The organism is Pseudooceanicola pacificus, assembly GCF_009789075.1.
Taxonomy (GTDB): domain Bacteria; phylum Pseudomonadota; class Alphaproteobacteria; order Rhodobacterales; family Rhodobacteraceae; genus Pseudooceanicola; species Pseudooceanicola pacificus.
Window position 1 is genome coordinate 18,936 of the sequence record NZ_WNXQ01000007.1, and the last position, 13,996, is coordinate 32,931.

The window sequence follows — 13,996 nt, forward strand, 5'->3', positions numbered from 1 at the left end:
AGCGGGCCCGGATGGCCTAGATCGCGGGCATGACAGAGACATTGCATATCGTCGGCGGCGGCATGGCCGGATCCGAGGCCGCCTGGCAGGCCGCCCAGCTGGGGGTCGACGTGGTGATCCACGAGATGCGCCCGCAGGTCGGCACATTTGCGCATCGCACCGGCAACCTGGCGGAAATGGTGTGTTCGAACTCCTTCCGCTCGGATGACAGCGAGCAGAATGCCGTGGGCCTGCTGCATTGGGAAATGCGCCAGGCCGGCGGGCTGATCATGCAGACGGCCGACCGCCACCGCCTGCCCGCCGGCGGCGCGCTGGCTGTCGACCGCGATCCGTTTTCCGAGGCGGTGACCGCCGCCATCGCCGCCCACCCCCGCATCCGGGTCGAGGGTGGCGAGATCGACGCCCTGCCCGACAGCGGCCAGTGGATCATCGCCACCGGCCCGCTCACCTCCGAAGGGCTGGGCCGCGCGATCCAGGCCGAGACGGGCAGCGAACGGCTGGCCTTTTTCGACGCCATCGCACCCATCGTCTATGCCGACAGCATCGACATGGATGTGGTCTGGGCCCAGTCCCGCTATGACAAGGGCGAGACCGAGGCCGAGCAGAAGGCCTATCTGAACTGCCCGATGGACCGCGCCCAGTACGAGGCCTTCATCGACGCGCTGCTGGCCGCGGACAAGACCGAGTTTCACGAGGGCGAGACGGCGGGCTATTTCGATGGCTGCCTGCCGATCGAGGTCATGGCCGAACGCGGCCGCGAGACCCTTCGCCACGGGCCGATGAAACCCGTCGGCCTGACCAATGCGCACCGGCCCGACGTGAAACCCTATGCGGTGGTGCAGCTGCGCCGGGACAATGCGCTTGGCACGCTGTTCAACATCGTCGGCTTTCAGACCAAGATGAAGTACGGCGCGCAAACCGATGTTTTCAAAATGATTCCCGGGCTGGAGAACGCCAGTTTCGCGCGCCTTGGCGGGATTCACCGGAACACCTTCCTGAACTCGCCCAGCCTGCTGGACGACCGCCTGCGCCTGCGCTCGCGCCCGCATATCCGCTTTGCCGGTCAGGTTACCGGGGTCGAGGGCTATGTCGAAAGCGCCGCGATGGGGCTGCTGGCCGGGCGCATGGCGGCCTCGGCGATCCTCGGGATCGACCTGCCGCCGCCCCCGCCCGAAACCGCCACCGGCGCGCTGGTGACGCATATCACCGGCGGCGCGGATGCCAAGACGTTCCAGCCGATGAACGTGAACTTCGGCCTGTTTCCCCCGCTCGACGGGGTCAAGGGCGGACGGCGCGGGCGCAAGGATCGCTACAAGGGCTATACCGACCGGGCCAAGGCGCTGTGGCAGGACTGGCTGCAAGGCGCGACCGCGCCGGCCTGAAAACGTGAAGACCGCCGGGCAAGTGGCTAAGAAGATGACGTTTCACACCCGGTTCGCCCCATCCCCGACCGGCCCGCTGCACCTGGGCCACGCCTATGCCGCCTGGGTCGCGCATGACCTGGCCCGGGCCAGCGGCGGCACCTTTCAACTGCGGATCGAGGATATCGACCGGAGCCGCGCGCGCCCGCAATGGGATGCGCAGCTGCGCGACGACCTGCGTTTTCTGGGGCTGAGCTGGCCCGAGCCGGTAATGCGCCAGTCCGACCGCATGCCCGCCTATCGCGCGGCGCTCGCGGCACTCTGGTCGCGCGGCCTGCTCTACCGCTGCGACTGCAACCGCCACGACATCGCCGCCGCGCTGCAGGCCCCGCAGGAGGGCGCGCCGGTCCTCGGCCCGGATGGCCCCGTCTACCCCGGCACCTGCCGCGCCAGGCATCCGCGCACCGGGCCAATGCCCGACGGCGCCCTGCGGCTCGACACTGCCCGCGCGCTCGACCTGCTGGGCATCGACGCGCTCGGCTTCACGGAGACCGGCCCCGACGCGCCGCAGGGCCCCGGCAGCCCCGTGATGACAGCGGCTGAGGTCCGCAAGGGCATCGGCGATGTGGTGCTGGCCCGGCGCGGCATGGGCACGTCTTACCACCTGGCGGTGACGGTGGATGACGCCGCGCAGGGCATCACCCTGGTGACCCGGGGCGCCGACCTCTTCGAGGCGACCTTTATCCATGTCCTGCTGCAACACCTGCTGGGCCTGCCCCTGCCCGGCTACCACCACCACCGCCTGATCCGCGATGCCCAAGGCAAGCGGCTGGCGAAACGCGACGACTCCCGGGCGATTGCCCTCTACCGGGCCGAAGGCGCCAGCGCGCAGGACATCCGGCGCATGGTCGGGCTACCGCTCAGTACATCGGCCCCATAAGCTCGTATTCCTCGGTCTTGCCGACCGCGGTGTAGAAACAGCTGCGCCGGTTGGTGTGACAGGCCGGCCCGGTCTGGCGCACCAGCAGCAGCAGGGTGTCGCGGTCGCAGTCGATGCGCATTTCCACCAGCAATTGCACGTGCCCGCTGGTCTCGCCCTTGCGCCACAGCGCCTGGCGCGAGCGCGACCAATAGGTCACCCGCCCGCTGTCGAGCGTGGCCCTGATCGACTCGGCATTCATCCAGGCCATCATCAGCACATCGCCGGATTCCTCGTCCTGCGCGATGGCCGGGATCAGCCCGTCGCGGTCGAACTTCAGTGTCTTGGGATCGAGGCGCATGTTTCCGACCTTTGCATCGAGATCACGACGCCTTATCTATTGTGGCGAAGCGGAAAGGAACAGCCATGTCCGGCGAAAGTGATCTGATCAAACTCTACTCGTCGCGGATCCTTGCGCTGGCCGCCGACATTCCCCACCAGGAGCGGCTGTCCGACGCGGATGCCACGGTCAAGCGGCGCTCGCCGCTCTGCGGGTCCACGGTGACGGTGGACGTGCGGCTGAGCGACGGGCGGGTCGACGGCTTCGGGCAGGAGGTGCGCGCCTGCGCCCTGGGCCAGGCCTCGGCCAGCATCGTCGGCAGCGCCATCATCGGGCGCACCCGGGACGAGGTGATCGCCGCGCGCGATGCGCTCAAATCCATGCTCAAGGACGACGGGCCGACGCCGCCCGCCCCGTTCCAGGAGCTGGAGGTGCTGCGCCCCGCGCGGGAATATCGCAACCGCCACGCCTCGATCATGCTGACGCTGGAAGCGGTGGCCGAGGCGATGGAAAAAGCCGAACAAAGCAACTGCGCTTAACCTCACATTGGGAATTTCGCTCTAATCCATGTCCGTCGACATGGAGGGAGCGCGCATGCAGCCGGCCCAGACAACGCATTATGGCAACGCCCGGGCCGACCCCCCGGCCGATGCCACATCGGTGGACCGCAGGATCAACCGGCTGGCGCATGCCGCGGCGGACCTCGGCCGCGAAATCGTCGATCTCGCCGGGTTTCTCGAAGGTCTGGACAGCCAGGCGCAGGACCAGCTGGAACGCCTGCGCGCGCTGAACGAGGGCGCGTCGCACCTGATGCAGGTCAATACCTCGGTGACGGAAACCCTGTCGGGGATGACCGCCACGGTTGCCCTGGCCCTGTCCCGGCTGGAGGAGGCCGAGCAGAGCATGGGCGACACCACCGCCAACTGGCGCGAGATGACGGACTGGATCATCGCCCTGGATCAGCGCAGCAACAGCGTGCAGCACATGCTGGACGCTGTGAACCAGAACAACGACCAGATCGCGACCATCGCCGCGCAGGTCAACATGCTGGCGATAAACGCCAAGATCGAGGCCGCCCGCGCGGGCGAGGCCGGGCGCGGATTCTCGGTTGTCGCCGATGCCATCAACGAGCTGTCGCAACGCACCGGCACCGCCTCGCAGGACGTCAGCCGCAACGTGCGCAACATCACCGACTGGGTGGCCGAACTGCAGACCGAGTCCGGCAATGTCACGCGCCGGGCCCAGCAGGTCGGCGAGATGGGAGAGGCCACCTTTGCCGTGCTCTGCGATGCCAGCCGCCAGATCGCCGGCACGCGCCAGCAGTCCGACCTGATTTCGGCCGACCTGACCCAAGCCCAGCAGGCCTTGCAGGACTTCCACCCCCATCTGTCGCGCATATCGGACGCGGTGAATCACAGCGTCTCGGGCGTCGGCACGGCACACAAGCGGATCAACCGCCTGATCGACGGGTCCGAGACGATCGTGCAGGACAGTGTCGAGCTTGGCGGCACCTCCGACGACTCGGTCTTCATCACCGCCGCGCAACAGAACGCAGCCGAACTGTCCCGCCTGCTCGAAGAGGCGGTGGAGGCTGACCGACTCGCGATTGAGGACCTGTTCGACACCAGCTACCGGCCGATACCGAACACCGATCCGCCGCAGGTCATGGCCCGTTTCACGCATCTGACCGACACGCTCTTTCCCCAGGTGCAGGAGCCGACCCTGCAGCTCGACCCGCGCGTGGTCTTCTGTGCCGCGGTCGACCGCAAGGGTTATCTGCCAACCCACAACCGCAAGTTCTCGCAACGCCCCGGCAAGGACCCGGTGTGGAACCAGTCGCATTGCCGCAATCGCCGCATCTTCAACGACCGTGTCGGCCTCAAGGCCGGCCAAAGCACCGACCCGTTCCTGCTGCAGGTCTATCGTCGCGACATGGGCGGCGGGGAATTCGTGATGATGAAGGACGTCTCGGCCCCGATCACGGTGCACGGCCGGCACTGGGGCGGTCTGCGACTGGCCTACCGCTTCTGACTGGCGGGTTCTGACTGGCGGGCAAAAAAAAACCGCCGCACTTCCAGGGGAAGGCGGCGGAAGGAATGCGGTTTCGTGGGGGACATGAAAACCCGGCCGGGGAATGAGACAAAGCCGGCGTCCAGAGAGGCAATCCAGAGTGCTGCCGCATCTGGGGGATGTCAGGCAGCGTGGGGTCTTCGGGCACGAAATCGCGGGCAGAAAACTTTCAGACCAGGGTGGGCAGATGCAGCGCACCGTAAAGCATGACCATCAACGCGACGGCGCCGACAGCGTCCTGCAACAGGGTGTCAGGCGATTGCGCGGCCATCGACTTGATCCGTTCCAGCATGTCGGGGTCCTCCGTATGCGTTGCGTTGTTGCTCATTTGTTCTCATATCCTTAACGCCGCGGCAAGAACTTTTTGAGAACATTCTGGAACAAAATGGCAACCCATTGATGGCCAAGGGAAATGTCAGCCGACGGAAATCAGGCGGATCGCCTCGTCCTGCCCCATCAGCCAGAGCAGCACCCGGGCCGCCTGCCCCCGCGCGCCCTCGAGCCCGGGATCGCGCGCCAGCAGCGCCCGTGCATCGCTCTGCGCCACCGCCATCAGCCCGCCCTGCCGCTCCAGGTCGGCGATGCGGAACCTCGGCAGGCCGGACTGGGCGACCCCGATCACATCCCCGGCGCCGCGCATCTCCAGGTCGGCCTCGGCAATGCGGAACCCGTCTTCGGTTTCGCGCAGCAGCGACAGGCGCCTTTCGCCCGCCTCGCTCAGCGGCGCACGGTAGAGCAGCACGCAGGTCGATTTCGCCTCCCCCCGCCCGACCCGTCCGCGCAGCTGGTGCAACTGTGCAAGGCCGAAGATCTCTGCCCGCTCGATCACCATGATCGAGGCATTGGGCACGTTGACCCCCACCTCGATCACCGTTGTCGCCACCAGGACCGCGGTCTCGCCGGCAACGAAGCGCGCCATCGCCGCGTCCTTCTCGGCCGGCGGCATCTGGCCATGCACCAGCCCCACGTTGCCCTCGCCAAGCGCCGCGCGCAGATGCTTGAACCGCTCCTCGGCCGCGGTGAGGTCGACGCTTTCGCTCTCCTCGACCAGCGGGCAGACCCAATAGGCCTGCCGTCCCTCGGCAATCGCGCCGCGCAGATGCGCGACGATCTCGTCCATCCGGGCGGTCGACACCAGCGCCGTGGTCACGGGTTTGCGGCCCGGCGGTTTCTCGTCCAGCACCGAGACATCCATGTCGCCGTAGCTCGCCAGCGCCAGCGACCGCGGAATCGGCGTTGCCGTCATCACCAGCACGTCCGCCAGCGCGCCCTTGCGCCCCAGTTCAAGCCGCTGGCGCACGCCGAACCGGTGCTGTTCGTCCACGATGGCCAGCCGCAGATCGGCAAATTGCACATCGGCCTGGAACACCGCATGGGTGCCGACCAGGATGTCGATCTCGCCCGCCGCCAGCCGCGCCAGCCGGTCGCGCCGCTCCGCGCCCCGGTCCCGCCCGGTCAGGCATTCCAGCCGCACCCCGGCGGCCTCGGCCAGCGGGGCCAGCCCCTCCAGATGCTGGCGCGCCAGGATCTCCGTCGGCGCCATCATGACGCCCTGGCCGCCTGCCTCGACCGCGATCAACAGCCCGAGGAAAGCCACCAGCGTCTTGCCCGCGCCCACATCGCCCTGCAACAGGCGCGACATGCGGTCGGCCCCGGCCATGTCCGCCTCGATCTCCTGCACCGCGCGCCGCTGCGCCCCGGTTGGCTGATAAGGAAGCGATGCCAATACCTTGCGCCGCAAAGCTCCATCACCGGTTGAGCTGCGCCCCCGCCCGCGCCGGGCCTGCTGACGGGCCAGCGCCAGGGTCAGCTGATGTGCCAGCAGCTCGTCATAGGCCAGCCTCTCACGCCCCGGATCGCTCGCAGCAATCGACAGGGCCGCCTCGGGCGCATGGGCGCGCAACAGGGCGTCGCGCCAGCTGGCCCAGCCTTTCGTCGCCAGCTGGCCGGGGTCGATCCACTCCGGCAGGTCGGGGGCCAGGTCCAGCGCGGCCTGCACGGTCTTGCCCATCATGCGCTGCGTGATGCCCTGGGTCAGCGGGTAAACCGGTTCGAAATCCGGGATCTCGGCGGCCTCTTCGGGCGGCAGGATGTGATCCGGATGCGGCATCTGCGGCACGCCGTCGAACAGTTCCACCCGGCCCGAGACCAACCGCCGCGCCCCCGTGGGCAGCTGTTTCTGCAGGTACTCCGCGCGGGCGTGAAAAAAGACGAGGGAGAAATCCATCTCGGCATCGCGCACCTGCACCCTGTGCGCCCCGCCCCGGCTGCGCGCCGCGCGATGCGGGCCGACCGTCACCTCCACCGTCGCCACCGCGGGAAATTCCAAGTCCCGGATGGTGTCGCGGCGGCGGCGGTCGATGGCGGCATGGGGCAGCAGGAACAGCAGGTCGCGCGGCCGCTCGACCCCGATCTGGCCCAGGTGGCGCGCCGATTTAGGACCGATTCCGGGCAGCGCGGTCAGCTCGGCGAACAGCGGGAAAAGGATGGGCGGCCGGCCGGTCATGCCGCGCCGATCAACGCCAGCCAGCCATCCTCGTCGATGGTTTCGATTCCCAGCTCTGCGGCCTTTTTCGCCTTGGATCCCGCGCCGGGCCCGGCGACCAGCAGGTCGGTCTTGGCCGAGACCGAGCCCGAGACCTTGGCGCCAAGCGCCTCGGCGGTGGCCTTGGCTTCGGCCCGGGTCATCTTTTCCAGCGTGCCGGTGAAGACCACGGTCTTGCCGGCCACCGGGCTGTCGGCGGTGGACGGGGCCTCGGCGGCGACGATGTCGCTCAGCGCGGCGGCCAGCCGGTCGATCGAGGCGCGTTCCTCGGCCTGGGCAAAGGCCTTGGTCAGCGAGATCGCCACCGTCGCGCCGATCCCCTCGATCCCGACCAGCTCGTCCCAGGCGGCCCGGGCCTCGGGGCCGACCTCCGCCTCGGTCCAGACCTTGTCGCGGGCCGCCTTGAGCTGGGCGCGCCGGCCCTCTTCGGCGGCGGCGCGGCGTTCGGCGGCCTCGGCCTCTTCGGCCTTCAGATGCGCCTCGGCGGCCGGGCGGGCCGCATCGACGGCCGCGACCAGCGCGGGCCAGGCCTGGTAGTGCCGGGCCAAATCGCCCGAGACGACCTCTCCCACGTGGCGGATGCCGAGGGCGAAAATCAGGCGCTTCAGCTCGATCCGGCGGCGGGTGTCGATGGCGTCGAACAGGTTGTCGGCGCTCTTTTCGCCCCAGCCTTCGCGGTTCTTCAACTGCTGCAGGCCCTGGCCATAGCGCGCCTTCAGGGAGAAGATATCGGCGGGCTCCTTCACCCAGCCGTCGAGGTAGAACTGTTCGACCTGTTTCGCGCCCAGCCCCTCGATGTCGAAGGCGGCGCGCGAGACAAAATGCTTCAACTTTTCCGCAGCCTGGGCGGGGCAGACCAGGCCACCGGTGCAACGGCGCACGGCGTCGCCTTCCTCGCGGATCGCATCCGAGCGGCATTCGGGACATGTGTCTGGAAAGACGTAGGGTTCCGCGCCGTCGGGGCGTTGGGACAGGTCGACATCGGCCACCTTGGGGATCACGTCGCCGGCGCGGTAGACCTGAACCCAGTCACCGATTCGGATGTCCTTACCGTCGCGGATCGTCTCGCCCCGCGAGTCGCGCCCGGCAATGTAGTCCTCGTTGTGCAGCGTTGCGTTCGACACCACCACGCCACCCACCGTGACCGGGGTCAGGCGCGCGACCGGAGACAGGGCGCCGGTCCGGCCGACCTGGATGTCGATCGCCTCCAGCCGGGTCCAGGCGAGTTCGGCCGGGAACTTGTGCGCCATCGCCCAGCGGGGCGTTGTCGAGCGGAACCCCAGCCGCGCCTGCAGGGCCAGATCGTCGACCTTGTAGACCACGCCGTCGATGTCATAGCCAAGCGTCGCGCGCTGCGCCTCGATCCGGCGATACTGGGCCAGCATCTCGGCGGGGCCATCGCAGAGTTCGGTCAGGGGATTGGTGCTGAACCCGAGCTGTTCCAGCCGCCGGATCGCCCCGATCTGGCTGTCGGCCAGCGGCTCCGAGGTCTCGCCCCAGGCATAGGCGAAGAAGCGCAGCGGCCGGGACCGGGTGATTGCGGCATCCAGCTGGCGCAGGGAGCCGGCGGCGGCGTTGCGCGGGTTGGCAAAGGTCTTGCCGCCGCTGTCGGACTGGCGCGCATTGAGGGCCGCGAAATCCTCGTGGCTCATGTAGACCTCGCCGCGCACCTCCAGCACATCGGGGGCGCCGGAAATCTCCTCGGGAATGTCGTCGATGGTGCGGGCATTGGCGGTCACGTTCTCGCCCACGGCGCCGTCGCCGCGGGTGGCGGCCTGCACCAGCTTGCCGCCCTCGTAGCGCAGCGACAGGCTGAGCCCGTCGATCTTGGGCTCGGCGGTGAAGGTCAGGGGGGCATCCGCCGCCAGACCCAGGTAGCGGCGGATCCGGTCGTCGAATTCGGTCACATCCGCGTCTTCGAAGGCGTTCGAGAGCGAGAGCATGCGCACCGCATGGGTGACCTTCGAGAACCCCTCGGCCGGGGCCGCGCCGACCTGATCGCTGGGCGAGTCGGGGCGTTTGAGCGTGGGAAACCGCTCTTCGATCGCGGCATTGCGGCGCTTGAGGGCGTCGTATTCCGCATCCGCCATCTCGGGCGCGTCCGCGCCGTGATAGGCGGTGTTCGCCTGCGCCAGCAGCGCGGCCAGGCGTTCGAGTTCCGCCTTTGCCTCAGTCTCGCTCAGCGCTTCGATCGATTTCGTCTCGCTCATCCGGCCGCCCCTGTTGCGCTGTGACATCCCCCGGAGAGGGTGGTCACGACGCAAAAGTGATAGGGTGCCTATGGTGCGGCGTCCAGTCTGCGGCGGCCCCGAATGCGCGAAGCCGCGCGATCCGGGCCAGGCCTCCGCGGGGCGCGGCGGTCAGGCGCCGATGGCCACGCGCTGTTCGTCCATCGCCTCGGGCTCGGGGTCGCGCAGGACATAGCCCCGGCCCCAGACCGTTTCGATGTAGTTGTTCCCGCCCGTGGCGGTCGACAGCTTCTTGCGCAGTTTGCAGATGAAGACGTCGATGATCTTCAGCTCGGGCTCGTCCATGCCGCCGTAGAGATGGTTCAGGAACATCTCTTTCGTCAGCGTGGTGCCCTTGCGCAGGCTCAGCAGTTCCAGCATCTGGTATTCCTTGCCGGTCAGGTGCACGGACTTGCCCGACACCTCCACCGTCTTGGCGTCGAGGTTCACCGAGACCTTGCCGGTGCGGATGATCGACTGGGAATGCCCCTTGGAGCGCCGGATGATCGCGTGGATCCGGGCGACAAGTTCCTCGCGATGGAACGGCTTGGTCAGATAGTCGTCGGCGCCAAAGCCGAAGCCCTTGATCTTGCTGTCGGTGTCATCCGCGCCCGAAAGGATCAGGATCGGCGTGTCGATCCGCGCCAGGCGCAGCTGCCGCAGCACGTCGTGCCCGTTCATGTCCGGCAGGCCGAGATCCAGCAGGATCAGGTCGTAGTCGTACAGCTTCGCCAGGTCGATGCCTTCCTCGCCCAGGTCCGTCGTGTAGACGTTGAGATTGGCATGGGTGAGCATCAGTTCGATGCTCTTCGAAGTCGTCGGGTCATCTTCTACCAGAAGGACGCGCATGCCCGTTCTCCATTCATTTGCTCTACGACACCGGATCGTGAAGCGATTTAGTTAATCACAGGTTACTGTGGAGATACATAATTGACAATCAACTCAAGGATGTACACGGCATACCCTCATTTAGGTACGACGGAACTTCTGAACGCTTGTCGCCTTCAAAGCTTCTTCACCAAATTCGGCCACGGCCGAGACCCATTCCAGGAACTCGTCCCTGCTCAGCCCATAGCATGTCAAAGCCTCTTCCTGCGAGATCAATCCGTGGGCGACGCCGCGCACCACGGCCGCCTTGCGTGAGGCGACCCATCTCGTGGTGCCCGGATCGGGCAGATCGGCCCGGGTCATGACGCTGCCGTCCGGCAATGTCACGGCCCTTGGCCCTTGGACTTTCTTAAGATACATGGCGATAAATCCCCGCATTCCCTTGCATGGCGAAGATGGCCCTGCGGCTTTAACGGGGGGTGAAACGGCGCCTTGAGAAAGCATCGCATTTTCCTATATTCTCGGGCACTTGCCGCACGCCGCTGACCGGCGACAGGAGAGACGCATGGCACTGGACCGCACCGAAGGACTGAACTCGCTGGGATTCGCGAAATCCCCGGCCGAGACGCGCGTCGTCGTCGCCATGTCCGGCGGGGTCGACAGCTCGGTCGTGGCGGCGATGCTGGCGGAAGAGGGGTATGACGTGGTGGGCGTCACGCTTCAGCTTTACGATCACGGCGCGGCGCTGGCCAAGAAGGGCGCCTGCTGCGCGGGGCTCGACATCCACGACGCCCGCCGCGTGGCCGAGGAGATGGGGTTTCCGCACTACGTTCTGGATTACGAGAACATCTTCAAGGACGCGGTGATCGACGAATTCGCCGACAGCTATCTGGCCGGCGCGACCCCGGTGCCCTGCATCCGCTGCAACGAGCGGGTGAAGTTCAAGGACCTGCTGGAAACGGCAAGGGACCTGGATGCCGATTGCATGGCGACGGGCCATTACATCCAGCGGATGGAGGGCGCGCAGGGGCCGGAACTGCACTGCGCCGCCGATGCCAACCGCGACCAGAGCTATTTCCTGTTCTCGACCACGCCCGAACAGCTGTCCTTCCTGCGCTTCCCGCTGGGCCACCTGCCCTCCAAGGCCGAGACCCGCAAGCTGGCGGCGAAATACGGGCTGCCCGTGGCCGACAAGCCCGACAGCCAGGACATCTGCTTTGTGCCCAACGGCAACTACGCCTCGGTGATCGAGAAGCTGCGCCCCGGCGCGGCCGAGCCGGGCGAGATCGTGCATGCCGACGGGCGGGTGCTGGGCACGCATGAGGGCGTGATCCACTACACCATCGGCCAGCGCCGGGGCCTGGGCATCGGCGGGCTGTCGGAACCGCTCTACGTGGTCAAGCTGGATGTCGACACCCGGCGCGTCATCGTCGGCCCGAAGGAGCTGCTGGCCACCCGGACGATCCCGGTGCGCGAGATCAACTGGCTGGGCGACGGTGCCTTCACCGACCTGTCGGAGCGTCATATCTCGGTCAAGGTCCGCTCGACCCGCCCCCCGCGCGACGCGATCCTGCGCCCGCTCAGCGCCACCACCGCCGAGGTCGAACTGCTGACCCCCGAGGAAGGCGTGTCGCCCGGGCAGGCCTGCGTGTTCTACGACACCGGCAGCTCGCGCATCCTGGGCGGCGGCTGGATCTGGAAGGGCTGAGGGCTCAGCCCTCGTCCGGCAGGGCGGGCTGCGGCGCGGATTGATCCAGCACCGCCCCGCCGGTCACGTCATGGGCATAGATCCAGTCGAACTGGCGCACCATCGCCGCGGGGGCAAGCCGACCGCCAAGGCGCATGGCGGCCTGTCCGGCGGCGCGCAGGGGCGGAAAGCTCAGGTGATATTTCCAGGCATTGCGCGAGGCGGCATCGACAACCCGGACCGCCCGGTCCCGGCGCGCCGTGGCATAGTCCGACAGCCCGGTCCCGACATCGGGCGCATGAGCCAGCGCCGCGGCCAGCACCCAGGCATCCTCCAGCGCGAGGTTCGCGCCCTGCGCCATGAAGGGCAGCGTGGGATGGGCGGCATCGCCCAGCAGAGCGGTGCCCGGCCCGGTCCAGTTGCGCGCGACGGGATGCCGGAACAGGCCCCAGCGATGCACCTCGGTCACCCGGTCCAGCAGGCCGCGCACCTCGGGGCCGAACCCGGCAAAGGCCTGCGACAGCGCCCGGGGCTCGCCCCGCTGCGACCAGCCTTCGCCGGTCCACTGGCGCTGCTCTTCAACGGCAACGATGTTGCGCAACCGGCCATCGCGCAGCGGATAGGTCACCACATGGCGGCCCGGCCCCATGAACAGGCGCACCTCGGGCTCGGCCATGCCCTCCTGGGGCACGACGGCGCGCCAGGCGACCTGGCGGGTGAACCCGGGCCGCGCCTCGCCGTTCAGCGCGGGCCTGAGGCGGGAATGCAGCCCGTCGGCCCCGATCACCAGGTCGGCGCGCACCCGGGCGCCGTTGCAGGTGACGACCTCGGGCACCTCGCCCGGCAGGACGCGGTCGACCTTGTGCAGCAGACGCAGCCGGGCACCGGCCCGGCGCGCGCCCTCGGCCAGCACGGCGATCAGATCGGCGCGGTGACAGAAGTAATAGCCCTGCCCCGGCGCATGGCGCGCCAGATCCAGGCGCACCACCGGCGCGCCGCAGAAATTGTGCAGCGACACCGCCGTGGCCCGGACAGCGCCGGTGGCCTCGATCGCCGATTTCAGGCCCAGCCCGCGCAGCACCGCCAGCCCGTTGGGCGAGACCTGCAGCCCGGCGCCGACCTCGCGGATGCCGGTTGCCTGTTCCAGCACGGTCACCTGCGCCCCGCGCAGCGCAAGGGCCCGGGCGACGGCCAGACCGCCGATCCCCGCACCGATGACAACCGTTCTGAATCCCTGAAAATCCATGCGCACTGCAAATACCAAAACGCGCCGGAGCGAAAGCCCGGCGCGTGGTATTTTTCTGCATTGCCGCAAGGACAAGAGGCACGATGTGACAGGCCGCCCACTGTGGGCTGGCCCGGGTGTCAGTCGTCGCGGTGAACCTTCTCGCGGCGCTCGTGACGCTCCTGGGCCTCAAGGCTCATGGTGGCGATCGGACGGGCGTCCAGCCGCTTGAGGCTGATCGGCTCGCCGGTCACTTCGCAATAGCCGTATTCGCCCTCGTCGATGCGGCGCAGCGCAGCGTCGATCTTGGCGACCAGCTTGCGCTGGCGGTCACGGGTGCGCAGTTCCAGAGCACGGTCGGTCTCTTCGCTGGCGCGGTCGGCGACATCGGGGATGTTGCGCGTGTTGCCCTGCAGCGACTCGATGGTGTCACGGCTGTCGGAGAGAAGATCGTCTTTCCAGTTCAACAATTTGCGGCGGAAATATTCGAGCTGGCGCTCGTTCATGAATGGCTCGTCTTCGGCGGGCCGGTAATCGTCTGACAGGAATGTCTCGGCTTTCATTCAAGGCTCCCTCAAAACGGCCGCCTTTGTCGTTTTCTGACCTTCGACAGGCAGCACACTACCCCTGCGCGCAGCATCTACCCTAACCAGATTCGCTTGTCACTAGGCTTGCGCTACAAATGTCCGCGTGTTGGGCACTGTGAATAAGTCGCGAACCCGGACAGTGTACCAGTTTTCGCTAATCCAAGGGGAATCAATACTTTGGCAGGTGCTTAGCCGTTTTGAAGTGA

The 13,996-nt window shown here is 67.6% G+C and carries 13 protein-coding genes; 5 read left to right on the top strand and 8 right to left on the bottom strand.

Annotation, left to right across the window (positions count from 1 at the left end; genetic code table 11):
- The first annotated feature begins 29 nt into the window (after window positions 1-29).
- Window positions 30-1,382 (top strand): methylenetetrahydrofolate--tRNA-(uracil(54)-C(5))-methyltransferase (FADH(2)-oxidizing) TrmFO, encoded by a 1,353-nt coding sequence (gene trmFO, locus GLS40_RS12465; protein ID WP_160383065.1) that lies wholly within the window; start codon window positions 30-32, stop codon window positions 1,380-1,382.
- 34 nt (window positions 1,383-1,416) lie between these two features.
- Window positions 1,417-2,301, top strand: a complete 885-nt coding sequence (gene gluQRS, locus GLS40_RS12470; RefSeq protein ID WP_160383066.1) for a tRNA glutamyl-Q(34) synthetase GluQRS — start codon at window positions 1,417-1,419, stop codon at window positions 2,299-2,301.
- Here gluQRS and hisI read toward each other — a convergent pair.
- The gene (gene hisI, locus GLS40_RS12475) at window positions 2,282-2,641 is read right to left on the bottom strand and encodes a phosphoribosyl-AMP cyclohydrolase (RefSeq protein ID WP_160383067.1); all 360 of its coding nucleotides are present in this window, start codon (window positions 2,639-2,641) and stop codon (window positions 2,282-2,284) included. The genes gluQRS and hisI overlap by 20 nt on opposite strands.
- Before the next feature lie 65 nt (window positions 2,642-2,706).
- Here hisI and GLS40_RS12480 point away from each other — a divergent pair, with 65 nt between their 5' ends.
- Together GLS40_RS12480 and GLS40_RS12485 are read left to right on the top strand one after the other, a co-directional pair.
- Window positions 2,707-3,159 (top strand): iron-sulfur cluster assembly scaffold protein, encoded by a 453-nt coding sequence (locus tag GLS40_RS12480; protein WP_160383068.1) that lies wholly within the window; start codon window positions 2,707-2,709, stop codon window positions 3,157-3,159.
- 55 nt (window positions 3,160-3,214) lie between these two features.
- Window positions 3,215-4,651 carry a methyl-accepting chemotaxis protein gene (locus tag GLS40_RS12485; RefSeq protein WP_160383069.1) on the top strand — a complete coding sequence of 479 codons (1,437 nt, stop codon included), beginning with the start codon at window positions 3,215-3,217 and terminating at the stop codon, window positions 4,649-4,651.
- A gap of 208 nt (window positions 4,652-4,859) precedes the next feature.
- Here GLS40_RS12485 and GLS40_RS17845 read toward each other — a convergent pair whose 3' ends face one another.
- The 5 genes from GLS40_RS17845 to sciP all read right to left on the bottom strand — a co-directional run bounded on the left by GLS40_RS17845 (window position 4,860) and on the right by sciP (window position 10,711).
- Window positions 4,860-5,018 (bottom strand): hypothetical protein, encoded by a 159-nt coding sequence (locus tag GLS40_RS17845; RefSeq protein ID WP_202076161.1) that lies wholly within the window; start codon window positions 5,016-5,018, stop codon window positions 4,860-4,862.
- 87 nt (window positions 5,019-5,105) lie between these two features.
- Window positions 5,106-7,196 (bottom strand): ATP-dependent DNA helicase RecG, encoded by a 2,091-nt coding sequence (gene recG / locus GLS40_RS12490; protein WP_160383070.1) that lies wholly within the window; start codon window positions 7,194-7,196, stop codon window positions 5,106-5,108.
- A complete protein-coding gene (gene ligA / locus GLS40_RS12495; protein WP_160383071.1) occupies window positions 7,193-9,445 on the bottom strand; it encodes an NAD-dependent DNA ligase LigA in 2,253 nt (750 codons plus the stop codon). The genes recG and ligA overlap by 4 nt, the downstream gene beginning before the upstream one ends.
- 150 nt (window positions 9,446-9,595) lie before the next feature.
- Window positions 9,596-10,312, bottom strand: a complete 717-nt coding sequence (gene ctrA / locus GLS40_RS12500) for a response regulator transcription factor CtrA (protein WP_160383072.1) — start codon at window positions 10,310-10,312, stop codon at window positions 9,596-9,598.
- A 120-nt stretch (window positions 10,313-10,432) separates the two neighbouring features.
- A complete protein-coding gene (gene sciP, locus GLS40_RS12505; protein WP_160383073.1) occupies window positions 10,433-10,711 on the bottom strand; it encodes a CtrA inhibitor SciP in 279 nt (92 codons plus the stop codon).
- Between the two features lie 145 nt (window positions 10,712-10,856).
- On the opposite strand from sciP, the gene mnmA reads away from it, so the two are divergent.
- A complete protein-coding gene (gene mnmA / locus GLS40_RS12510; RefSeq protein WP_160383074.1) occupies window positions 10,857-11,999 on the top strand; it encodes a tRNA 2-thiouridine(34) synthase MnmA in 1,143 nt (380 codons plus the stop codon).
- A gap of 4 nt (window positions 12,000-12,003) precedes the next feature.
- Here mnmA and GLS40_RS12515 read toward each other — a convergent pair whose 3' ends face one another.
- Both GLS40_RS12515 and dksA read right to left on the bottom strand, forming a co-directional pair.
- Window positions 12,004-13,224 carry an FAD-dependent monooxygenase gene (locus tag GLS40_RS12515; RefSeq protein WP_160383075.1) on the bottom strand — a complete coding sequence of 407 codons (1,221 nt, stop codon included), beginning with the start codon at window positions 13,222-13,224 and terminating at the stop codon, window positions 12,004-12,006.
- A 119-nt stretch (window positions 13,225-13,343) separates the two neighbouring features.
- Entirely contained in the window at window positions 13,344-13,766 is a 423-nt protein-coding gene (gene dksA, locus GLS40_RS12520; RefSeq protein ID WP_160383076.1) for an RNA polymerase-binding protein DksA, read from the bottom strand.
- Window positions 13,767-13,996: the final 230 nt, after the last annotated feature.

Coding starts and splice junctions, on each gene's coding strand:
- sciP (WP_160383073.1), bottom strand. CDS start 10,711: ATGTATCTTAAGAAAGTCCAAGGGCCAAGGGCCGTGACATTGCCGGAC.
- hisI (WP_160383067.1), bottom strand. CDS start 2,641: ATGCGCCTCGATCCCAAGACACTGAAGTTCGACCGCGACGGGCTGATC.
- gluQRS (WP_160383066.1), top strand. CDS start 1,417: ATGACGTTTCACACCCGGTTCGCCCCATCCCCGACCGGCCCGCTGCAC.
- GLS40_RS12485 (WP_160383069.1), top strand. CDS start 3,215: ATGCAGCCGGCCCAGACAACGCATTATGGCAACGCCCGGGCCGACCCC.
- ctrA (WP_160383072.1), bottom strand. CDS start 10,312: ATGCGCGTCCTTCTGGTAGAAGATGACCCGACGACTTCGAAGAGCATC.
- dksA (WP_160383076.1), bottom strand. CDS start 13,766: ATGAAAGCCGAGACATTCCTGTCAGACGATTACCGGCCCGCCGAAGAC.
- GLS40_RS17845 (WP_202076161.1), bottom strand. CDS start 5,018: ATGAGCAACAACGCAACGCATACGGAGGACCCCGACATGCTGGAACGG.
- mnmA (WP_160383074.1), top strand. CDS start 10,857: ATGGCACTGGACCGCACCGAAGGACTGAACTCGCTGGGATTCGCGAAA.
- GLS40_RS12515 (WP_160383075.1), bottom strand. CDS start 13,224: ATGGATTTTCAGGGATTCAGAACGGTTGTCATCGGTGCGGGGATCGGC.
- recG (WP_160383070.1), bottom strand. CDS start 7,196: ATGACCGGCCGGCCGCCCATCCTTTTCCCGCTGTTCGCCGAGCTGACC.
- trmFO (WP_160383065.1), top strand. CDS start 30: ATGACAGAGACATTGCATATCGTCGGCGGCGGCATGGCCGGATCCGAG.
- GLS40_RS12480 (WP_160383068.1), top strand. CDS start 2,707: ATGTCCGGCGAAAGTGATCTGATCAAACTCTACTCGTCGCGGATCCTT.
- ligA (WP_160383071.1), bottom strand. CDS start 9,445: ATGAGCGAGACGAAATCGATCGAAGCGCTGAGCGAGACTGAGGCAAAG.